The 21,619-nt window shown below is 65.8% G+C and carries 23 protein-coding genes; 2 read left to right on the forward strand and 21 right to left on the reverse strand.

Annotated elements, in window-relative coordinates; genetic code table 11:
- Nucleotides 1-82: 82 nt before the first annotated feature.
- Entirely contained in the window at nt 83-589 is a 507-nt protein-coding gene (locus CH276_RS18030) for a M23 family metallopeptidase (protein ID WP_094631784.1), read from the forward strand.
- Between the two features lie 3 nt (nt 590-592).
- Here CH276_RS18030 and CH276_RS18035 read toward each other — a convergent pair whose 3' ends face one another.
- The 13 genes from CH276_RS18035 to CH276_RS18095 all read right to left on the reverse strand — a co-directional run bounded on the left by CH276_RS18035 (nt 593) and on the right by CH276_RS18095 (nt 13,792).
- Nucleotides 593-1,771, reverse strand: coding sequence for a MinD/ParA family ATP-binding protein (locus tag CH276_RS18035; RefSeq protein WP_306436634.1), 1,179 nt, complete (start codon nt 1,769-1,771; stop codon nt 593-595).
- A gap of 208 nt (nt 1,772-1,979) precedes the next feature.
- Nucleotides 1,980-2,906: a tyrosine recombinase XerC gene (locus CH276_RS18040; RefSeq protein WP_094631785.1), complete on the reverse strand. Its 927-nt coding sequence runs from the start codon at nt 2,904-2,906 to the stop codon at nt 1,980-1,982.
- Nucleotides 2,907-2,975: 69 nt separating this feature from the next.
- A complete protein-coding gene (locus tag CH276_RS18045) occupies nt 2,976-3,758 on the reverse strand; it encodes a siderophore-interacting protein (protein ID WP_032397803.1) in 783 nt (260 codons plus the stop codon).
- Nucleotides 3,759-3,853: 95 nt separating this feature from the next.
- Entirely contained in the window at nt 3,854-4,975 is a 1,122-nt protein-coding gene (dprA, locus tag CH276_RS18050) for a DNA-processing protein DprA (protein ID WP_094631786.1), read from the reverse strand.
- Nucleotides 4,972-6,477, reverse strand: coding sequence for a YifB family Mg chelatase-like AAA ATPase (locus CH276_RS18055; protein WP_045195584.1), 1,506 nt, complete (start codon nt 6,475-6,477; stop codon nt 4,972-4,974). Before CH276_RS18055 ends, dprA begins: the two co-directional genes overlap by 4 nt.
- Nucleotides 6,477-6,833, reverse strand: coding sequence for a YraN family protein (locus tag CH276_RS18060; RefSeq protein ID WP_094631838.1), 357 nt, complete (start codon nt 6,831-6,833; stop codon nt 6,477-6,479). The genes CH276_RS18055 and CH276_RS18060 overlap by 1 nt, the downstream gene beginning before the upstream one ends.
- Nucleotides 6,834-7,167: 334 nt before the next feature.
- Complete coding sequence (locus CH276_RS18065; RefSeq protein WP_045195586.1) at nt 7,168-7,512, reverse strand: histone-like nucleoid-structuring protein Lsr2; 345 nt, start codon at nt 7,510-7,512, stop codon at nt 7,168-7,170.
- Between the two features lie 427 nt (nt 7,513-7,939).
- The gene (locus tag CH276_RS18070) at nt 7,940-8,245 is read right to left on the reverse strand and encodes a DUF2469 domain-containing protein (RefSeq protein ID WP_008717288.1); all 306 of its coding nucleotides are present in this window, start codon (nt 8,243-8,245) and stop codon (nt 7,940-7,942) included.
- Between the two features lie 37 nt (nt 8,246-8,282).
- Nucleotides 8,283-9,044, reverse strand: coding sequence for a ribonuclease HII (locus CH276_RS18075; protein ID WP_082073708.1), 762 nt, complete (start codon nt 9,042-9,044; stop codon nt 8,283-8,285).
- Complete coding sequence (gene lepB / locus CH276_RS18080; protein WP_032397798.1) at nt 9,041-9,817, reverse strand: signal peptidase I; 777 nt, start codon at nt 9,815-9,817, stop codon at nt 9,041-9,043. Before lepB ends, CH276_RS18075 begins: the two co-directional genes overlap by 4 nt.
- Before the next feature lie 184 nt (nt 9,818-10,001).
- Nucleotides 10,002-10,343, reverse strand: coding sequence for a 50S ribosomal protein L19 (gene rplS, locus CH276_RS18085; protein WP_027496692.1), 342 nt, complete (start codon nt 10,341-10,343; stop codon nt 10,002-10,004).
- Between the two features lie 132 nt (nt 10,344-10,475).
- The gene (locus CH276_RS18090; protein WP_094631839.1) at nt 10,476-11,330 is read right to left on the reverse strand and encodes a hypothetical protein; all 855 of its coding nucleotides are present in this window, start codon (nt 11,328-11,330) and stop codon (nt 10,476-10,478) included.
- Nucleotides 11,331-11,437: 107 nt separating this feature from the next.
- The gene (locus tag CH276_RS18095; protein ID WP_176459305.1) at nt 11,438-13,792 is read right to left on the reverse strand and encodes a Tex family protein; all 2,355 of its coding nucleotides are present in this window, start codon (nt 13,790-13,792) and stop codon (nt 11,438-11,440) included.
- Between the two features lie 68 nt (nt 13,793-13,860).
- On the opposite strand from CH276_RS18095, the gene CH276_RS18100 reads away from it, so the two are divergent.
- On the forward strand, nt 13,861-14,814 hold the full coding sequence (locus CH276_RS18100) for a serine hydrolase (RefSeq protein ID WP_094631787.1): 954 nt from the start codon (nt 13,861-13,863) through the stop codon (nt 14,812-14,814).
- Between the two features lie 5 nt (nt 14,815-14,819).
- On the opposite strand, the gene trmD is transcribed toward CH276_RS18100, so the two are convergent.
- From trmD to CH276_RS18140, 8 genes are all read right to left on the reverse strand, one after another.
- Nucleotides 14,820-15,500, reverse strand: a complete 681-nt coding sequence (gene trmD / locus CH276_RS18105; protein WP_032397795.1) for a tRNA (guanosine(37)-N1)-methyltransferase TrmD — start codon at nt 15,498-15,500, stop codon at nt 14,820-14,822.
- Nucleotides 15,501-15,503: 3 nt separating this feature from the next.
- The gene (rimM, locus tag CH276_RS18110; protein ID WP_045195597.1) at nt 15,504-16,046 is read right to left on the reverse strand and encodes a ribosome maturation factor RimM; all 543 of its coding nucleotides are present in this window, start codon (nt 16,044-16,046) and stop codon (nt 15,504-15,506) included.
- A 14-nt stretch (nt 16,047-16,060) separates the two neighbouring features.
- Nucleotides 16,061-16,303, reverse strand: a complete 243-nt coding sequence (locus CH276_RS18115) for an RNA-binding protein (protein ID WP_027496687.1) — start codon at nt 16,301-16,303, stop codon at nt 16,061-16,063.
- The gene (gene rpsP / locus CH276_RS18120; protein ID WP_032397793.1) at nt 16,300-16,776 is read right to left on the reverse strand and encodes a 30S ribosomal protein S16; all 477 of its coding nucleotides are present in this window, start codon (nt 16,774-16,776) and stop codon (nt 16,300-16,302) included. Before rpsP ends, CH276_RS18115 begins: the two co-directional genes overlap by 4 nt.
- 187 nt (nt 16,777-16,963) lie before the next feature.
- Entirely contained in the window at nt 16,964-17,794 is an 831-nt protein-coding gene (locus CH276_RS18125) for a type II CAAX endopeptidase family protein (protein ID WP_176459306.1), read from the reverse strand.
- A complete protein-coding gene (locus CH276_RS18130) occupies nt 17,791-18,897 on the reverse strand; it encodes an amidohydrolase family protein (RefSeq protein WP_176459325.1) in 1,107 nt (368 codons plus the stop codon). The genes CH276_RS18125 and CH276_RS18130 overlap by 4 nt, the downstream gene beginning before the upstream one ends.
- 19 nt (nt 18,898-18,916) lie before the next feature.
- Nucleotides 18,917-20,476, reverse strand: coding sequence for a signal recognition particle protein (gene ffh / locus CH276_RS18135; protein WP_032398352.1), 1,560 nt, complete (start codon nt 20,474-20,476; stop codon nt 18,917-18,919).
- Between the two features lie 130 nt (nt 20,477-20,606).
- Nucleotides 20,607-21,551, reverse strand: coding sequence for a M23 family metallopeptidase (locus CH276_RS18140; protein WP_045199891.1), 945 nt, complete (start codon nt 21,549-21,551; stop codon nt 20,607-20,609).
- Between the last annotated feature and the right edge of the window lie 68 nt (nt 21,552-21,619).

Below are 21,619 nucleotides of genomic sequence, written 5' to 3' on the forward strand. Positions count from 1 at the left end.
AGACCTGTGGACAAAGAAATCCCTTGTCCACAAATCTCCTCCACGGTCGTTCGGTCGGCCCGATCCAGGAGATGGTCGACGGGTGAACGTCTGCCTCCCGCGCCGCACTTTCGCGGTGTGCCTCGCGACCGCGGTTGCACTCTCGACGCCGGTCGCATCGGCACAGCAGGGCGCATTCGCCTGGCCGCTGCAGCCGAGGCCGCAGGTCGTCACCCCCTTCGACCGCCCGGAACAGAATTGGCTGCCCGGCCATCGCGGTGTCGACCTCGCCGCACCGGAAGGCCGATCGGTACTGGCCGTCGCCGACGGCACCGTGGTGTTCGCCGGGTCGGTCGCGGGAAAGCCCGTCGTATCGGTGGACCATCCGGGCGGACTGAGATCGACGTACGAACCGGTGGTGGCCTCGGTTGCCGCCGGCGCGCGTGTTCGGCGAGGGACCGTGCTGGGTTCGTTGGCGTCGGGGCACGAGAGCTGTCCGTCGACGTGTCTGCACTGGGGCGTCAGACGTGGCCGCGAGTATCTCGATCCCACGGCGTTGGTGCGCGTGAGTCCGATCAGGTTGAAACCGCTCGACGAGGACGGCAGATGATCGTCAGCGCTGTGGGCCGGAGTGTCTGCCGGACGCCGCGGGAAAGTCGTCGGCCACCATGGCAGCGAGTTCGACGAACGCGCTTCGAGTCTGGGGACGCAACTGGTCCAGATCGACCACGGCTCCCTCTGCGAGGTGTTCGTCGAACGGAACCACCAGCACGGCGCGACAGCGCTCGAGGAAGTGCTGCTGCAACAAGTTCATGTCCACCGCCGACGAACCCGGGCGAACCGAGCTGATCACCACCACGGTGCGCTCGACCAGATGGCCGTAGCCGTGCAGCTCCAGCCAGTCCAGCGTCGCGGCAGCACTGCGAGCACCGTCGACCGCAGGCGAGCTGACCAGAACCAGCGCGTTCGCCAGTTGCAGCACCCCGTTCATCGCCGAGTGCATGATCCCGGTACCGCAATCGGTCAGGATCAGGTTGTAGTACACCTGCAGCATGTCGATGACGGCGCGGTAGTCCTGCTCGCCGAACATCTCCGACGCGGCGGGGTCGCGTTCGCCGGCCAACACCTCGAGTCGACTCGGTGCCTGCGAGGTGTGCTCGCGGATGTCGGAGTAGCGACGAATGTGCGGTGCCGCGGCCAGCAGATCTCGCACGGTCGACGACGTCTGACGCGGAACTCGCTCCCCCAGAGTGCCGAAGTCGGGATTTGCGTCGACAGCGATGACGCAATCTCCGCGCAGGGACGCGAAAGTCGAGCCGAGGCCCAGCGTGGTCGTTGTCTTGCCGACACCACCCTTGAGCGAGAGGAACGCGATCCGGTAGTCGCCGAGCACCGGCTGCCGAATGCGTTCGACCTGGTTTCGGTACCGCTCTTCGGCCGTCGATTCTCCGGGGCTGATGACCCCGCCGGTGAGCCGGTGCACCCCGCGCCGCCAGCCCGAGCTCGACGCTCGCTTGGGGCGCTTGAGCAACGAATCCGCGCCCAGCTCCTGACTGTTGGGGCGGTAGGCGTTGGGCGCTCCCGACCACGGTTGCGGCGACCATCGATCGGGCTGCGTTCGCGCATCCTCGGTGTACGGCGGTGCCGGCAGATACCGGTCCGGCTGCACCGGAGGTGGCCCGGGCTCGAGCGGCACGGGAGGGTTGTACCGCGGCGGCAGGGGCTGCCGGTCGCCCGAGTCGGGTGTCTGCCACGGTGGTGGCTGCCGAGGAGTCGAGCGAGGTGCGGACATCGAATCCGACGATACGGGCCTGTCGCCGGTGTCGCGTGCGTCGTCCGACCGACCGTCGGGACTCCGTCGGTCGGCGGAAGAGCCGTTACGGACATGCATGGACCACGTCTCCGAAGTACCTTGCGGTCGGTCGCGGTCCACGGTCCCCCGTATTCGGTGTCGTCAGTCGGACACGACGCTACCAAACGTTGTGCCGCCGACGCTCGGCTCAGGCTCGGGGATGCGCCTGATCGTGCACGGCCCGCAACCGTTCGACCGACACGTGAGTGTAGATCTGGGTGGTCGCCAACGACGCGTGACCGAGCAGCTCCTGCACCACTCTCAGATCGGCTCCTCCCTCGAGGAGGTGAGTTGCCGCTGTGTGACGTAGGCCGTGCGGACCGAGGCTGGGACCACCGGGGACGGTCTCGAGTACCGCGTGCACCGCCGTTCTGGCCTGCCGTTGATCGAGCCGTCCACCTCGACGTCCCAGCAGCAGGGCCGCACCGGATCGATCACAGACCAGTTCGGGTCTGCCGCTGACCAGCCAGTTCTCGATTGCATGTGCCGCCGGCGCACCGAACGGAGCCGAGCGTTCCTTGTTGCCCTTGCCGATGACGCGAATCAGGCGGCGATCGGTGTCCACGTCGTCGACGTCGAGTCCGCACAGCTCCCCCACCCGCACCCCGGTCGCGTACAGCAGTTCCACGATGGCCCTGTCCCTCAGCGCGATGGGATCGAGCTCCGCGGCACCCGATTCGGCAGCGGCCAAGGCCTGCGCCGCCTGGCTGTGGCGAAGAACACCGGGCAATGTGCGATGACCGGCCGGGCCGGCCAGGCGTTCCGCCGGCGCTGCTGTCACCGCTCCCACCCGCTCGAGCCACTTCCCGAAGGTCCTCGCCGACGAGGTTCGCCTCGCCATCGACGTTCTGGCCGAGCCGGCTGCAGAGTGCGTGGCCAACCACGAACGCACCGCGCGGAGGTCGAGGTCGGCGATGCTCGCATCCGGAGAGGACTCCGCGAAGTGCGCGAGCAAGGAACGCGCATCGGAGACGTAGGCCCGGATGGTGTGCTCCGATCGCTCTCGACTGAGTCGCAGGTGCTCGGCGAATTCCTCGACGTGAATCTCGAGGTGCGGCGGCAGCGAATCGGTCATCGACTCAGCTTGAGCGCCGGCAGGCCGGGCGACAACCGGACACGCCGTCGGAGGTGGTTCGTCGTGGGATCAGGCGTCGACTGCGGATTCGGCCTGTGCGAGTTCGCGCTTCCACACTCGGAACGTCTCCTCGGTTCGGCCGCGACGCCAGTAACCCGAGATCGAGGCCCATTCGGCACCGACCCCCCGCTCCTTGCGGATGTAGGGCCGGATGTTGTGCATGACGGCCTGCGCTTCTCCGTGCACGAAGACCTGCGCCTGCCCGGGCAGCCATTCCGTTTCCTTCACCGCTGCGATCAACGGCGCATTGTCTCCGGCCCGGTCGTCTCCGACCTCGTTCGAGGACGCACCTCGGTGGACCCAGGTCACATCCACGACGGCGAGCGTCTCCATGTAGATCTCGTCGTGCCGGTCGGCAACTTCGATGAAAACCTTGGCGACGGCGTCTTCCGGAAGCGCTTCGACGGCAGCCGAGATCGCCGGAATCGCCGATTCGTCGCCGGCGAACAGGTGCCAGTCCGCGTCGGGGCGCGGGGCGTACCCGCCGGACGGGCCGTAGAACGACATCTCGTCTCCCGGCTTCGCCCGAGTGGCCCACGGCCCGGCGACTCCTTCGTCGCCGTGCACCACGAAATCGATGGCGATTTCCCGCGCGCCGGTGTCGACCGACCGAACGGTGTACGTGCGCATGATCGGTTCGTCGTCGGTCCCGAAGAACAACTTGACGTAGGCGTCGGTCTCGTCGATTGCATCGAAATCGTCGAAGTTGGCCCCACCCAGGTAGACCCGGTGCATGTGCGGGGTGAGCGCTTCGGTGCGCAGGACGGACAGGGTGGTTTTCTTGCGTGGCACTTCGGACCCCTCTTCGAGCGAACGACGCCGATACCCGATGCATCGACTAAGCATTACCTAACACCCTACCGTTCGGGCTCGAGGTCGTGGTGCGCTCATCCACGCACCACGCGGAACCATCCGGTCTCGTCGCTGGCCACGAATCCGTCCATCTCCAGTACAGGCAGGGATGCACGCACCTTGCTCAGCGGCACACCGGAGTGCTCGGACAACTCTCGACTCGACAACGATCCGGTCGCCGGCAACGCGTCGTAGATCAACAGGGCAGTGTCCGAGAGCGCATCGGTCTCGCGAAAGAGCTCGGGCCGAGACTCCTCGGGCGACCCGAGTACGCCCGCCTCGGCGACCACGTCGTGAGAGCTCGACACGAGCACGGCCTCGCCCTCTCGGATCATGCGATGACAACCCGTCGAGGTGGGTGAGGTGACCGGACCGGGTACCGCGAGCACCGGACGGCCCAGTTTGGCTGCCCACGCCGCCGTGTTGCGTGCACCGCTGCGCCACCCGGCCTCGACGACCACCACAGCCGATCCGAGTGCCGCGACGAGCCTGTTGCGAGCGAGGAAGCGATGCTTCGCCGGGGTCGTGCCCGGCGCATACTCGCTGAGAACCAGTCCGTGAGCAGCGATCTGCCGCAACAGCCGCGAATGGCCCGCTGGATACGCACGATCGACGCCACAGGCGAGTACCGCCATCGTCGTTCCCTCGACTCCGAGGGCCGCTCGATGTGCCGCAGCATCGATGCCGAAAGCCGCTCCCGAGATGACGGTCCAGCCGTCGAGCGCCAGATCGGACGATATCTCCGCCGTCACATGATCACCGTAGGGACTCGATGCGCGTGTCCCCACGATGGACACCGATCGCTCGGTGATCGTCGCGACCGGACGAGTTCCCAGCGCCCACAATGCAATCGGTGGACAGGTGTCCACCCCTGCGGTCATACCCGGTCCGTCGAATCCGAGGAAGCGCCACGCCGGCCACTCGTCGTCGTCCGGGGTGATCAATCGGCCTCCGAGCGCAGCGATGTGATCGAGGTCTGCTGCCGCGGTGTCGAGGTGTGCGCGAACCGCGAGCCGCTCCCCCAGCCCACCGGCCCGCACCGCTGCTGCCGTCGATTCGGGACCGTGAGCTGCAGCATGATCGACCACCGGTCGATGCGGGCCCTGCGCCACGCGGGAGAGATACGCCCAGGCCAGTCGTCGCGAGTCGTGTGTCATGCCACTCCCCTGTCCCTGAAGTCCAACGCGGCTCCTACCTCGTCGGCACCGGGGACCGCGCCGCCGGCGAGATCGTTCAGCGTCCACGCCACCCGAATGGCTCGGTCTGCGCCGCGCGCGGTGAGCGATCCGTTGCGCAACGCCCGCTCGACCGGAGCGAGTGTCGAGCGCGCCAATCGAAATCGTTGGCGCAGAGCGGGTCCCGGCACCTCCGCATTGGTCCTCCACCCGAACTCCCGCCACCGCTCCGCAGCGGCGTCCCTGGCCCCGGTCACGCGTGCGCGTATCTCGCTCGTACCCTCCCCCACGTCGTCGACCAGTGCGCCCGTCGCCACACCCATCATCTGAATGCGCAGATCGACACGGTCGAGCAACGGCCCGGACAGCTTGCCGAGATACTTGCGCCGCGCTATTGGCGGGCAGACACAGTCCACTTGTCGCGCCGGCGCACACGGGCACGGATTGGCTGCGAGAACCAACTGAAATCTGGCCGGGTACCTGGCAACACCGTCACGGCGAGCAATGCGAATCTCACCGTCCTCCAACGGAGTACGCAATGCCTCTAGTACTCGAACGCTCATCTCGGCGCACTCGTCCAGGAACAGGACTCCCCGATGTGCTCGGCTGACCGCTCCCGGTTTGGCCATTCCGGTTCCGCCCCCGACCAAGGCACTCACCGAGGTCGAATGATGTGGCGCGATGAACGGCGGCGACGTGATCAGAGGCCGCGCCGTGGTCAACAGACCCGCCACCGAGTGAATGGCGGTCACTTCGAGCGCTTCCGATTCGGTCAGCGGCGGGAGAATTCCCGGAAGCCGTTGCGCGAGCATCGTTTTTCCTATTCCCGGCGGCCCGGTCAGCATGATGTGATGCGCGCCCGCAGCGGCGACTTCCAGGGCCCATCGCGCATCGGCCTGTCCGGCGACATCACTGAGATCCGGGTAGGCCTGCTCGTGCCATTCGGTCGGGACGGGCGACTCGAGGGCCTGCTCACCACGAAGCCACGCCACCACGTCCCCGAGCGAACCCGCACCCAGCACCTCGATTCCGTCCACCAGACCCGCCTCGGGTAGGCACTGCAGCGGAACGACCACCCGCTGCCACCCCGCACTCTTGACCGCGAGCACCCCGGGCAGGACCCCGCGAACTGCGCGCAGCCTGCCATCGAGTGCCAACTCACCCAGAAATACGGTGTCGGACAGGCATCCGCGCGGAATCGCCTTCGCGGCATCGAGAACCGACAACGCGAGGGCAAGGTCGTACACCGATCCGCCCTTGGGCAACGTCGCGGGTGACAGCGCGAGAATCACCCGACTGTCCGGCCAGGTGCCACCCGAATTCTTCACGGCGGCTTTCACGCGATCACGCGATTCGTTGAGAGCAGTGTCGGGCAACCCGACCAGATGCGTACCGGGCAGGCCCTGCCCGATATCTGCTTCGATTTCCACCAGCACACCGTCGACCCCGTTGACCGCCACCGAATGCGCTCTCCCGAGCGGCATCAGAATGCCGACCGAACGTGCGTGACGACCGGTTGGTCGTGCGGACCGACCACTATCGCGATCACGTCGAAGCGGATCTGCACCCACGGTCCCTGCTGCAGAGAAAGCCACCGCAGCGCGAGCCCTCTGATCCGCGTCCGTTTCGCGTACGTCACCGCTTCGGCGGGCGTTCCGTATCCGATTCCCGATCGGGTCTTCACTTCGACGAACACCACTGTCTCGCCCTCGCGCGCAATGATGTCGAGTTCACCGGTTCGATGCCGCCAGTTCCGCTCGACCACATCCAGGCCGATGTCCTCGAGATAGCGCACCGCGAGTTCCTCACCGCGCGCACCGAGTTCCTGGTTGGTTGCCATGTCCGCCATTCCTCCACTCTCCGACCGCGCAATGCGGTCGATTCGGTCGTCTCGACGGTGGCACGACCCGGAAGAGCAATAGCGAAGAAAGCGCAGGTGGACGATTGCCCTGTGGACAACTGTTCGGCTGGGGAACAACGGTCCGATCATCAGCGGCGATTTGCCCACTGTGTCGGACGGCCGTGCTAGGGCTCGAGCACGGCCGAGAACAGACCCGACAAGCAAAAAGCTCCGTCCGGATTCGGACGGAGCTGATGCGGTGTATCGGTACGACGGCGAAAGTACCGATACGAAAACGGTGCCGAGACCTCGCGCCTCGGTTCGAGAAGGACGGTCAGTGAGCAGCCTCGTAGGCCGCCTGTACATCCTGGCTGATGCGGCCACGGGCACTGACCTCGTGGCCGTTCTCGCGCGCCCACGCTCGAATGTCCTGCAGATCGACCTTGCCGCGAACCGGTGCTGCTCCAGCGCCGCCCTTACGGGTGCGGCGGCCGGAAATCTTCTCGGCATGCTCGATCCAGAATGCCAACTGTTCGTGCAATTCGTTCGCATGCTTGAGATTCAAATCGATGCGGTACTGGTTTCCACCGATGCCGAATTCGATGGATTCACCTTGGCCTTCTTTGATGACCGAACCGTCTACATCGTCGATCATCTGCACAAGTGTCTTGCGTGCCATCTCGTACCTCTTACACGTCTGGGGGATGTGATATTCAAGTTCTACCACCCATTCTCGTTTTCACGCAAAGAACTGCAAGCGTTTCGCGACGTGTCGAATCGACGAATATCGGTGCAGAAATTCGACGGCTTTTCGAGTGAGTAATCGCTGATATCGAATAACCCTGTTGCGCAATCGTTTTCACCTGCACTACCCACCTGCACCGTTCGACGCAGAACAAATCTTCGGGACATCGAACACAGAAACAGAACATGCGGACCGATTTGGCCGGGTGTCCAGCTTTTCGTCCGGCAATACGATCGGAACTTCGACGACCGATTCGAATCAGGCGGTTCGCAGCCCGTCCCTCCGAGCCGGATGTGCGGCACGTCCACTCGAGCCCGATGTTCGGGCGGCTCGGCCACGCCGCACCGTCGGACGAGGAGAACTATTCCGGCAGGCGAAGATCTGGTTTGTCCAACTCTTCGATGTTGACGTCCTTGAAGGTGATCACGCGGACATGCTTGACGAATCGGGCGGGGCGATACATGTCCCACACCCACGAGTCGGACATTCGCAATTCGAAGTAGATTTCACCGTCGGCGTTGTGCGGAATGAGTTCGACGGAGTTCGCCAGATAGAACCGACGCTCGGTTTCGACGACGTAGTTGAACTGACCCACGATGTCCCGGTACTCGCGATACAGCGAGAGCTCCATCTCGGTTTCGTACTTTTCGAGATCTTCGGCACTCATCGGTTTCTTTCATCCTCCAGTCGGGCGTGAACTGCAATCATCGCGTACCGGCGTCGCCGCAGTCCATTCGCCCCAGGGCGTCGACGGCGTCACGAGAGAGCCCTGCGGCCGCCGCTGCGACATTCGCGTAGGACATTCGATGTTCGCAGCTCGGGCCGAGGGCGATCATCGCGGCGGAATGTGCGCGCGTGCTGTACCCCTTGTGCACGGCGAATCCGTAGCCGGGAATCGACTCGTCCATCTTCACCATCGATCGATCCCGAGAGACTTTCGCCAGCACGCTCGCCGCGGCGATGCACGCCGCGGTGGCGTCGCCGCCGATCACCGGTAACGACGGTACCGGAAGACCGGGTACTCGAAAGCCGTCGGTGAGTACGTAGCCCGGGGTCATGCCGAGCCCGGCAACCGCGCGTCGCATTCCCTCGATGTTCGCCACGTGGACTCCGATGCGGTCGATCTCGGCCGCATCGATCGACACCACGCTCCATGCCAGTGCCAGCCTCTGGATCTTGGGAAAAAGTTCCTCGCGTCGTCGCTCGGTCAGCTTCTTCGAATCGTCTAGGTCCGCGAGAGCGGCATGAGCCCGCGCACCGAGAACACACGCCGCAACGGTCAGTGGACCGGCGCATGCTCCTCGTCCCGCTTCGTCCACTCCAGCGACCGGTCCGAGACCGTTGCGCTCGAGCGCCGATTCCATCGTCCGTAGGCCTGCCGCTCGTCGGATGACCGGACGCGGCGGCCACGACGACCGAGTCAGAGTTGCGCGCGCACGCGGCGCACGCCTGGGGGTCGAAGTCATCGACCCTGGATGTCGGGAGAATCAAGGATGCCGGTTCGTGACGGCGGCAGCGCGATGAACACGGCCTTACCGATCACGTTGTCGAGGGGAACGGTGCCGGTGAGCTCGTCGGTGACGTGATACCGCGAATCCCGCGAGTTGCTCCGGTTGTCACCCATGACCCAGATGTTGCCCTCCGGCACGGTGACGGGGTCGAAGCACCGTCCGGACTTCAACTCGGTGTCGCACGTCATCGTCCCCGGGGTGAACGGGAAATCCATCTGGATGTACGGCTCGTCCAACGGCTGTCCGTCGACGAGGACTCGGCCCTGGTCGTCGCAGCATTCGACGGTCTGACCGCCGGTGGCGATGACGCGCTTGACCAGATCGTTCTCGTCGGGAGCGACGACGCCGATCAGCGAGCCGACTTCCTGTGCTCCCCGAATCACCGCGTTGTCGGACCGTTGTGACACGAATTCGTCGTTCCACGAATCCGGGCCGCGGAAGACGACGATGTCGCCGGGCTTCGGGTCGCCGAACCGGTATCCGATCTTCTCCACCACGATGCGGTCACCGGTGCAGCCGGTGCAGCCATGCAGCGTCGGCTCCATCGATTCGGACGGGATCAGATAGACCCGGGCAACGAATGTCTGGAGCAGGAAACTCAGTACCAGCGCTACCAGAATGAGGATGGGAAGCTCACGCCAGAACGATCGGGGCTTGCGTTCCCGACGCTTCTTCCGTGAAGACTCGTCGTCGGGCTCGTCGGTTGGATCCTGTGGGGACTGCGTCACGTGATCAGGTTAGCCGGAACCGTCGCCCGCACGGCCGGACGGTGTGCGCATGGGCGGTTCGCGGCTGTCGATCCGCTCGCCGGCCGGGAGAAACGTGGGACGGCAGCGGGTGGAAAGCACCATGCCGCGTCGCCCTGACGGGCAACGCGGCATGGTGTGAACTGATGTGTCCGGGCGGAACCGGTCAGCGCTTTTCCTTGATCTTGGCGGCCTTGCCACGCAGATCGCGGAGGTAGTAGAGCTTGGCGCGACGGACGTCACCACGGGTGAGGACCTCGAACTGCGCGATGTTGGGGCTGTGCACCGGGAAGGTGCGCTCGACGCCGACGCCGAACGAGACCTTGCGGACCGTGAACGTTTCGCGAACGCCACCGCCCTGACGTCGGATGACGACGCCCTTGAAGATCTGAATGCGCTCCTTCGAGCCTTCGATGACCTTGACGTGCACGTTCAGCGTGTCGCCGGGGCGGAAATCGGGGATGTCGCTACGCAGCGACTGATTGTCGAGAAAGTCCAGAGTGTTCATCGGTTGTGCCATCCTTGCGTTCTGCGCATGAGTAGAGGAACCGAGCGGCTCGCTGATGCAACGGCTCGACTGGTTCGTACTCCGAGTGAGGTCCGTGCCTGCTAGAGGCAACCCGACCATTGTGCCAGACCATCAGGCGTTCGACGAAATCGGCGCTTCTCGGCTCGACGCCGTCTCGCTCGCCATCGGCGCAGGTAGGACCGTCCGCGCCAATTCGTCCTCGGTGGCCTCGCGTGCGTGCACGATGCTCGGCTTCCCGGCGATCGCGTCCTGGAGATAGATCTTGGCCCGGATGATCGGCCGTCGCCACCGCTTCTCTCGGCGCAGAGCGCGTTCCATCTTCTTCGGCCTGGTGGTGTAGCGCCACCTCGCCCACGGTGCGCTCGGCCTGCTCAACCGCACTGCGGCCAGAACGAGGATCGGCAGGACGAACAGCCCGAGCAGTCCGGTCCAGATCTTGCCCTTGAGCAGAACGATGACACCGAGCGCGAGATTGGCCAGGGCCAACACCGCCAGGGTGCCGCGCACCCACGGGTCGGGATCGGCCCGGAAGTCGGCCGGGCTGAGCAACTCCAGGGGGTGGTAGCCGAGCAGCAGCAGGCCGGTGAACGCCACTGCCGCGAACACGGCGTCCACCGACGTGCGGCCCTGTTCGGACCAGTAGACATCACGGAGATAGAAGATCAACGCGAACTCGTCGAGGACGAGAGCGGCGCCGATGCCGAAGATCGCCGCCAACGCCGCGCCGACCGGCTCGGAACCGTCGACGTACACCGCGATCAAGCCGATCCCCGCCAGCAGCATCAGCACGATTCCGAACACGACGTGGTGGATGTGCTGACCCCCGGGCGTGATGTTTCCCGGCCACCATTTCACGTCTGCGCGAATCATCCTGACGCTGAGGCGGATCAGGAGGAACCCCGCCAACAGCCCCAGCAGGAAACACAGCAGCGGCAGGCGGCCGTGATCGATGACCCCGTGTTGCAACCACCTCACGTGTGCCTCACGTCCTTCCTGCCGAACGACCGGTGATCGCGTTTCACCCTATTCGCGTCCGGGACCACCCAGGGCAGCATCGACCGAGGAACCGTTCGCTATTTTCCGAATCCCGCCTTCCGCAACGCGTCGGCCATGGAACCGGCAGCCGGTGTCGCCGTACCAGCGCCCCCGGCCGTACGACGATCCCGTTGCGGGCGTGCGTCTCGTCCGCGGCCGGCCTGATGTGCGCCCGCGCCCCGTCCCTGGCCTCGCGGACGGTCACCCTGCTGTCCGCGTCCGGCGTCCTTGCCGCCGGACGCGCCGGGTTCGTCGTCCAGCCGCAGGCTCAGACCGATGCGCTGACGGGGGATGTCGACCTCCATCACCTTGACGCGAACGACGTCACCGGACTTGACGACCTCACGCGGGTCCTTGACGAAGTTGTGCGACATCGCCGAGACGTGCACGAGCCCGTCCTGATGCACACCGACGTCGACGAACGCCCCGAACGCCGCCACGTTGGTCACGACTCCCTCGAGCGTCATGCCGGGCACCAGGTCGGCGACCTTCTCGATACCGGCGGCGAAGGTCGCGGTCTTGAACTCCGGACGTGGATCGCGGCCCGGCTTCTCGAGTTCGGAGATGATGTCGGTGACGGTGGGCAGACCGAATCGGTCGTCGGCGAATTCGGCGGGGTCGAGCCCGCGCAGCAGTGCTGTGTTGCCGATGACCTCGCGCACCCCGACGCCGGCCTTGCCGACGATGCGCCGCACGACGGGATATGCCTCCGGGTGAACACTCGACCGGTCCAGTGGATCCTCTCCCCCGGAGATGCGGAGGAATCCGGCGCACTGCTCGAAAGCTTTGGGCCCCAAGCGCGGAACGTCTTTGAGTGTGCTGCGGCTGGAGAACGGACCGTTCTGGTCACGGTGTGCCACGATGCTCTCGGCAAGAGAGCCGGCGATACCGGAGACCCGCGAGAGCAACGGTACCGACGCGGTGTTGACGTCGACGCCGACGGCGTTCACCGCGTCCTCGACGACGGCACCGAGAGAACGGGCCAGCAGAGTTTCGGAGATGTCGTGCTGGTACTGCCCGACGCCGATGGACTTCGGATCGATCTTGACCAGCTCGGCCAGCGGATCCTGCAACCTGCGGGCGATCGAGACGGCACCGCGGATCGACACATCCAGTTCGGGCAGCTCGCTCGAGGCGTACGCGGAGGCGGAGTACACCGACGCTCCGGCCTCGGACACCACCACCTTGGTCAGGTTGGCGGCAGGGAACTTGGCGATCAATTCTGCTGCCAGCGAGTCGGTTTCACGCGATGCGGTGCCGTTGCCGATGGCGATCAGTTCGACCTTGTGCTTGGCGGCGAGTCCAGCGAGGGTGGCCACCGCCTGATCCCACTTGCCCTGCGGTTTGTGCGGGTAGATGGTGTCGTGGTCGACGACCTTTCCGGTGGCGTCGACGATCGCGACCTTGGTGCCGGTACGGAAGCCCGGGTCCAGGCCCATCGTGGTGCGGTTGCCCGCGGGCGCGGCGAGCAGCAGGTCCTTGAGGTTGCTCGCGAACACGTCGACGGCGTCCTTCTCGGCCGATTGGCGCAGTCGCATGCGGGTATCGAGGGAGACGGTCACCAGCATCTTGGTACGCCACGCCCATCGGACGGTATCGAGCAGCCACTTGTCGGCGGGCCGTCCCCGATTCGCGATCCCGAACTTGGTAGCGATCCGACCCTCGTAGACGCTCGGGACGCCGGGGGTCGGTTCGTCTCGCTCGGGCTCGAAGCCGAGCGAGAGTACTTCTTCCTTCTCGCCTCTGAGCGTGGCGAGGATGCGGTGCGAGGGCAGGCTGGTGAACGGTTCCGAGAACTCGAAGTAATCGGAGAACTTGGCACCCTCTTCCTCTTTGCCCTTGCGAACGGACGCGACGAGCTTGCCGGACGTCCACATCAGTTCGCGCAGTTCACCCACCAGATCCGCGTCCTCGGCGAAACGCTCGACGAGAATCGCCCGCGCGCCGTCGAGTTGCTCCTGATCGAACTGGGCCGGGTCGGTGGTGGGGTCGGAGAACAGGGCGTCGGCGACGGGCTCGTGCCCGGCCTCCCGTGCGATCTGAGCCTTGGTTCGGCGCTTGGGCTTGAACGGCAGATAGATGTCCTCGACGCGAGCCTTGGTGTCGGCCAGCATCAACGACTGCTCGAGCGCTTCGTCGAGCTTGCCCTGCGAGCGGATGGACTCGATGACGGCGTCTCTGCGCTCGTCGAGCTCGCGCAGGTACCGCAGCCGCTCGTCGAGCTGACGCAGCTGCGTGTCGTCGAGGGTGCCGGTGACTTCCTTGCGGTAGCGCGCGATGAACGGGACCGTCGACCCGCCGTCGAGCAATTCCACGGCGGCACGAACCTGTTCTTCACGAACGTCGAGTTCTTCGGCTATGCGCTTGTTCACAGATTTCAGAGCAGTGGTCACGGCGATGGACCCTACCGCTACTGTGGGACGAGTCGGTCGGCGGTTCAACGTGTGGGAGAGTTTCGCGGATGGTCAGGTTGTCTCGATTCCTGGCTGCAGCCTGCGCCTCCCTGCTGCTGGTCGGCTGTTCGGTTCCTCCCGACGATCAGGTCGGTGACTCCGCGTCGAAGGAGACCGCCGAGACGTCGGCATCGCCCTTTCCCGATATGGACAAGGTCGACGGCGTCGCCCTCGAAGCTCGTATCCCGATGGCGATCGCGTCGGCCCGGGCCCGTGGCGCCGATGTGGATTTCGCGCTGTTGGATCGTCAGACGGGCTCCTACTACAGCAGCAACGCCGATGTTCAGGTCGAAACCGCGTCGGTGTCCAAGCTCTTCATCGCCGACGAGGTGTTGTTCCGAGCGCAGTCGGAGAACCGCCCGGTCTCCGCCGACGATCTGGCCACCATGACCAGCATGCTCGAGCTGTCCGACGACAACGCCGCGTACACGCTCTGGTACCGCTACGGCTCGTCCGACATCGTGCGCACGGTCGCAGCTCGCTACGGCCTGACGAGCACCACAGCTCCCGGCGACGACCAGTGGTACAACACCGAGACCACGCCCAGTGACCTGGTCGGTTACTACGCGGGGTTGCTGGGCGGCAGCGGCGGTTTGACGACTGCATCGACGGACGTGGTGATCGGAATGCTGCGGCGTTCGGCACCGATTGCCGCCGACGGCTACAAACAGCATTTCGGGATCGTCGACGGTCTTCCCGGAGAGAGCGTGCACGCTGTGAAACAGGGTTGGATGTGCTGCGTGTCCGATCGGTGGGTCCACCTGTCGACAGGCACGATCGGTGTCGACAACCGCTACGTTCTGGCTCTGTCCTCACGCGAGGACATCTTCTACGCGGACGACATGGAAAGCTATCCGGACACCGCCGTCGTCGACGTCAGCGACGACGCAAGCGCACTGCACGCAAGGGAAACTCTCACCGGATTCGTCTCGATGCTCTTTCCGGACGGCACCGTCAGCTGAATTCGTCAGTCCTGCAGCAGGTCCGGACGACGCTCGGCGGTCCTGTCCAATGATTGCTCTCGACGCCACGCTGCGATCTTCGCGTGATCACCCGAGAGCAGCACCGACGGAACGTCGAGATCGCGCCACCGAGCGGGACGCGTGTAGCTCGGCCCTTCGAGCAGACCGTCGGAGAACGAATCCTGCTGATGCGACTGTTGATTGCCCAGAACCCCCGGCATCAGTCGCACCACGGCCTCGGCCATGACGAGGACGGCCGCCTCGCCGCCGATGAGCACGTAATCGCCGATGCTGACTTCCTCGACACGCACGCGACGCGCGGCGTCGTCGAACACGCGTTGGTCGATGCCTTCGTATCGGCCGCAGGCGAATACGAGATGTTGCTCGGAGGACCATCGCTCGGCTGTCCGCTGGGTGAACGGCACGCCGGCCGGGGTCGGGACGACGAGGAGAGCATCGTCTGTGAGCACGTCGTCGAGTGCGTCGCCCCACACTGTCGGCTTCATGACCATTCCGGGCCCGCCGCCGTAGGGCGAATCGTCGACGGCCTTGTGCACATCGTGAGTCCACGACCGCAGATCGTGAACCTCGACCGAGACGAGGCCGCGGTCGATTGCTTTGCCCAGCAACGCAGTTCGGAGCGGCGTGAGGTATTCGGGAAAGATGGTGACGACGTCGAGGCGCACGATCTACTCCGGATCCAGCAGACCCTCGGGCGGATCGATCTCGATCGTCTTGTCGGCCAACGACACCGTCGTCACGATGGCCGCTACGAACGGCACGAGAATTTCGGCGCGGGTGGCTTCGCCGAAGCCCGGACTCGGCGTGATGGAGAGCAGCTCCCCCGCTGCGGAGTGAAGGACCTCGCGGACCGTTCCGACGACGGTGCCGTCGGTCAGGATCACTGTGAGGCCTTCGAGTTCGTGGTCGTAGTACTCGTCCGGATCGTCGGACGGCGGAAGGTCGGTGGATTCGACGACGAACAATATGCCGCGCAGTTGGTCAGCGGCAGTCTTGTCGTCGATACCGTTCAGACGCAGCAGAAGCCGTCCGGAGTGTTCCCGGACGGCTTCCACTGTGTACGAGGCCGGTTCCGCGTTCGATCGGGGCCTGCGGCCCGAGAGAACGGTTCCTTCGGCGAAGCGGTCGTCGGGGTTGTCGGTGCGAACCTCGACGACGACTTCGCCTTTGATGCCGTGCGACTTCGCGACACGGCCGATGACCAGCTCCATGATGGGTACGTGACCTACTGGTCCGTGTCGACCACGTCGACACGGATGCCGCGACCACCGATTCCCGAGACGAGCGTGCGCAGCGCCGTAGCGGTACGACCGCCACGGCCGATGACCTTGCCCAGATCGTCGGGGTGCACGTGGACTTCCACGGTGCGGCCACGACGGCCGGTGATCATCTCGACGCGAACGTCATCGGGATTGGCGACGATGCCGCGAACGAGATGTTCGACGGCATCGGCGACAACGGCACTCACTTCTCAGCAGCCTCGGCGGCCGGCGCGTCTGCCGTCTCGGTTGCTGCAGCGTCGGTGGTCTCCGCGGCGGCGTCGTCGGCCTTCGGAGCCTTCTTCTTCTTGGCGGTGGTGGCCTCGCCCTGCGGCTCGGAGTCGGCCTGCGCCAGCGCTGCGTTGAACAGGTCGAGCTTGGAGGGCTTGGGCTCGGCGACGCGGAGGGTTCCCTCGGCACCGGGGAGGCCCTTGAACTTCTGCCAGTCACCGGTGATCTTGAGCAGTGCCTCGACAGGCTCGGTCGGCTGTGCGCCGACGCCCAACCAGTACTGAGCCCGCTCGGAGTCGATTTCGATGACGCTGGGGTCCTGCTTGGGCTCGTACGTGCCGATGGTCTCGATCGCACGGCCGTTACGACGGGTGCGAGCATCGGAGATGACGACGCGGTAGTGCGGGGTGCGGATCTTGCCGATACGCATGAGCTTGATCTTGACAGCCATGTTCTGGTGGAGCCTTTCGAAAGTTGGTCACGGCGCAATTCAGCGGTTCGCACGGCATGCGAGCCCGGTTTTGCGTTGAGGGTTGTTGTGACCGCCGCGCGGTACGTAACCGGAAGACGGGCGAACAGCTGTTCATTGTGCCAGACGGGCGGCTCGATCGGTGAATCGGGCCTGTGGACCCCTCACCTCACGCGAACAGGACCAGCAGGGCGGGGAGGGTGTTGTTCACCGAGTGCGCCGTGGTCGACGCGACGATCGAACCGGAACGCATCCGTGCGATGCCGATCGCGAATCCACCCCACAGCAGCACCACGAAGCGCCACCACTCGCGGTGCCAGATCGCGAACACCACCGCGGTGATCGCCAGGACGACCCATCGATTGCCCAACCAGGCCATGGGCATCGGGCGGGTGCGTTTCTCGAGTGCTCCCCACAGCATGCCGCGGAACATCGTTTCCTCGCAGATCGGTGCACCGAGCCAGATCCACACGGCCAGAGCGATTTTCCAGCCGACGGTCGTGTCGGTGACGTCGCCGAGCGGCATCGGATCGTCCAACTCGATACCGGACAACAGAATCAGCGCCAGCAGGAGGCCACCGACCACCGCGACGCCACCCCACGCCAACCCGGATCGGAGGTGACCGAGGAATTCGGGGGTCGACCTGGGGAGGCCGAAGTCGACGACGGGTCCGTTTCCTCGGGTCATCGAGACGGCCACCGCCACGCCCGCAGCGAGAAGGCTCGGAATCATGATGCCCACCACGAAGACGGCCGAGGCGTCCGACGTCACGACGAGCCCGAGTATCAGAAATCCCGCCAGGTTGAGCCCCAGCACGAGCGCCGCGGCCGGCAGTCCCCACCGTTGACCGCTTCTGCGTTCGAGCGCGGCCTGCTCGGCTCGCCAGTAGGTTTCGGACAACCCCGAACCCTGCTGCTCGATTCGATTCATCGGTGCCATTGCGGCCCAGCTGGGTCGGTTCGGATCGGGCTGTCCTGCATCGCTTCTCGGATCGGTCACCCTCGGCCCACCGGCCCGTTCGTCGTGCGGCCGCGCCGATCGGTCACGCGTCCGCGCAGGATCACCAGCTCCGGATCGGCCAGCACGTCCGGTCCCCCTCGCGGATCGTCGGAGTAGACGACCAGATCCGCGGGCGCGCCGTGCTCGAGTCCCTGCCGACCCAGCCACGACCGGGCGTCCCAGCAGGCAGCACCGAGCGCGTCGGTCGGAGAGAGACCCACGGCGGCCAGCGCGGCTACCTCGTCGGCGATGCGTCCGTGCGCGATCGATCCACCGGCATCGGTACCTGCATAGATGGGAATGCCTGCGTCATGGGCTCGTCCGACGGTGGCGGCGACGCGTTGGTGGAGCGCCCGCATGTGCCGGGCGTAGACCGGATACCGGGTGGCGGAATCGGCGATGCCGGGGAACGTCTCGATGTTGATCAGCGTCGGTACCAGAGCGGTGCCGTGGTCGACCATCATCTCGACGGTCTCGTCGGTCAGACCGGTGCCGTGCTCGATGCAGTCGATTCCCGCCGCGATCAGACCGGGCAGAGCATCCTCGCCGAACACGTGGGCTGTCACCCGCGCTCCCTCGGCGTGGGCGGCAGCGATGGCGTCGACGAGGATCGAGTCGTTCCACAGTGGCCGGAGATCTCCCACCGAGCGGTCGATCCAGTCGCCGACGAGCTTGACCCAGCCGTCGCCGAACCGGGCCTGCTGAGCCACCGCCTCGGGCAGTTGCGATTCGTCCTCGATGTCGATCGCCAGACCCGGGATGTATCGCTTGGGTGATGCGATGTGGCGGCCCGCTCGGATGATGCGAGGTAGGTCCTCGTACTCGTCCAGGGCGCGTGTGTCGACCGGGGACCCGGCGTCGCGCAGCAGCAGCGCGCCGACGCCTCGCTCGGTCTCGGCCTGTCGGATCGACCCGATCAGGTCGGCGTGTCCCCCGCCGTATTCGATCCCGACATGGCAGTGGGCGTCGACCAGGCCGGGCAGGACCCACCCGCCGTCGTGGACGAAATCCGCATCCGCAATGGGCTCGGTGGACAGAACACCGCCCTCGATCCAGAGGTCGATCTCCGTCCCGTCCGGCAGTCCGCGGCCCCGCACCCGCATGGCCGACACGTGCGCGCGCTTACTTCTTGGGCAGTTTCAGTTGCGAGAGGTCGATGCCTTCCAGCCCTGGCGGCAACTGGTCGAGGCCCTTGGGCATGGACGACAGATCGGGCATTCCCGCCGGCATTCCACCCGGCATGCCGGGGAATCCACCGCGGATCTTCGGCTGCGTCGGACCGCGAGCGCCCTTCTTCCCTTTCTTACCCTTCTTGTTGTTCCGTACCTGCTTGCGCGCGCCCGGCATGCCCATCCGACCGGCCATGGCCGACATCATCTTGCGAGCCTCGAAGAACCGGTCGACCAGCTGGTTGACGTCGGAGACCTTGACGCCCGAACCGTTCGCGATACGCAACCGTCGTGACGCGTTGATGATCTTCGGGTCGGTACGTTCCTGCGGCGTCATGCCGCGGATGATGGCCTGAACCCGGTCGAGTTGCTTCTCGTCGACGTTGGCGAGTTCTTTCATCTGGCCGGCACCGGGCAGCATGCCCAGCAGGTTTCCGATCGGCCCCATCTTGCGGACGGCCATCATCTGCTCGAGGAAGTCGTCGAGCGTGAGTTGCCCCGAGCCGATCTTGTTGGCCGTCGCCTCGGCCTGCTCGGCATCGAAGTGCTGCTCGGCCTGCTCGATGAGGCTCAGCACGTCGCCCATGCCGAGGATGCGGCTCGCCATGCGATCGGGGTGGAAGACGTCGAAATCCTCGAGCTTCTCACCGGTCGACGCGAACATGATCGGCTGGCCGGTGACCTCGCGGACGCTCAGCGCAGCACCGCCCCGGGCATCGCCGTCGAGCTTGGTGAGTACGACACCGGTGAAGCCGACGCCGTCACGGAACGCCTCGGCGGTGCTGACGGCGTCCTGACCGACCATCGCATCGAGAACGAACAGTGTCTCGTCCGGCTCGACCGCGTCGCGAATTCCCGCGGCCTGATTCATCAGCTCGCTGTCGATGCCGAGGCGACCTGCGGTGTCGACGATGACCACGTCGTACTGCTTGCTGCGAGCCTCGGCGATGCCGGCCCTGGCAACCTCGACGGGATCCGCTGCCGAGACTCCGAGTGCATTGTCGCCGCCGCCGATGGACGTGCCGGGGTGCGGCGCGAAGACGGCGGCACCGGCGCGCTCGCCCACGATCTGCAGCTGGCTCACGGCACCGGGACGCTGAAGGTCACACGCGACGAGCAGTGGGGTGTGGCCCTGGCCCTTGAGCCATTTCGCGAGCTTGCCCGCCAGCGTCGTCTTACCCGAACCCTGCAGACCGGCGAGCATGATCACCGTGGGCGGGTTCTTGGCGAAGACGAGCCTGCGAGTCTCGCCGCCGAGGATGCCGACCAGTTCCTCGTTGACGATCTTGACGACCTGCTGGGCCGGGTTGAGCGCGCCCGAGACCTCGGCACCCTTGGCCCGGACCTTGATGCGGTTGATGAATTCACGTACGACGGGCAGTGCCACGTCCGCTTCGAGCAGGGCCAGACGGATCTCACGGGCCGTGGCGTCGATATCCGCGCCGGACAGTCGACCTTTGCCACGCAGGTCCTTGAGAGTCCCGGTCAACCTGTCGGAAAGGGATTCGAACACCGATTGCACTCCTGAGCTAGCCGATCACCGAAAACGAGCCGAATCCGGCACGGTCACCAGACTAGCGGCAGCACGCCTCGTCGTCGCTGGGGCGTTCGACTGTCGTGTCGAACGTGTCGATGCCGACCGGTCAGGCGTTGCGCGCGGAATCGTTCCACGTCACTGCCACACCCCGGGTGGCGAGCCACTGCGCGGGGTCGACCTTGACGCCGGAGGGATCGTGCACCTCGAAGTGCAGGTGTGGGCCTGTCGACTGGCCACGGTTGCCGACGGTGGCGATCTGCTCACCGGCCGACACACGCTGGCCGGGATGAACGGAGAAGTCGTTGACGTGTCCGTAGACCGTCTCGGTACCGTCGTCGTGCCGCACCTTGACCCAGAGACCGAAGCCGGATGCCGGTCCTGCGTCGGACACGGTGCCGTCGGCGGCGGCGTAGATGGGCGTTCCGATGGGTGCTGCGATGTCGAGGCCACTGTGCTGGGTGCCCCATCGCGAGCCGAAGTTGGAGGTCAACACCCCAGCCACGGGCTGCACTGTGCCCTTCTTCAGCGAGCGCAGGCTCTCGAGGGGTGACTGAACACCGGCTCCCAGCTGCCCCAGGCCGACATCGTCGAGCCATTGCTGGGCGGCAGCGCCGGGATCGGCTCCGAATGCGGCCAGTGGGTCGGAGGTCGGTGCGGGTGCTGGTTCCGCCGCGGGCGCGGTTTCGGCAGGCGCGGCCTCGGGCGGTGCGGGCTGCGACGGCGGAAGCGGGGGCGCGAGCTGTGGGGGTACGAACTGCGGGATCTCGAGCTGGGGTAGCTCGAACTGGGGTAGCTCGAATCCAGCGGGCAGTAGTCCCTCCGGTACGGCGAACGGGAGTCCGGCTGCGGGTGGCTCCGGAATCGGCGCGGCCGCGGCGGTGCCTGCACCCATCGACGTCGCGCCGACGACGATCGCGCCGGTCGCGGCGACGATGGTGGCCGCCCGTCGACCGACGACGGGGCTGTCCGGTACGGCGCGATGCCTGCCGCCCGTGGGACGCGCTGCGAAGTCGGTCGGTGTGTGGACGGTCGACCGTCGGTGGGATCCCACAGTTCGTGCCTCTCGAATGACCAGGAGTGGAGCCTGCAGGAACGACGTGGTTCCAGCAGTGCGGAGCC

This window comes from Rhodococcus sp. 06-470-2 (assembly GCF_002258235.1).
Taxonomy (GTDB): Bacteria; Actinomycetota; Actinomycetes; order Mycobacteriales; family Mycobacteriaceae; genus Rhodococcoides.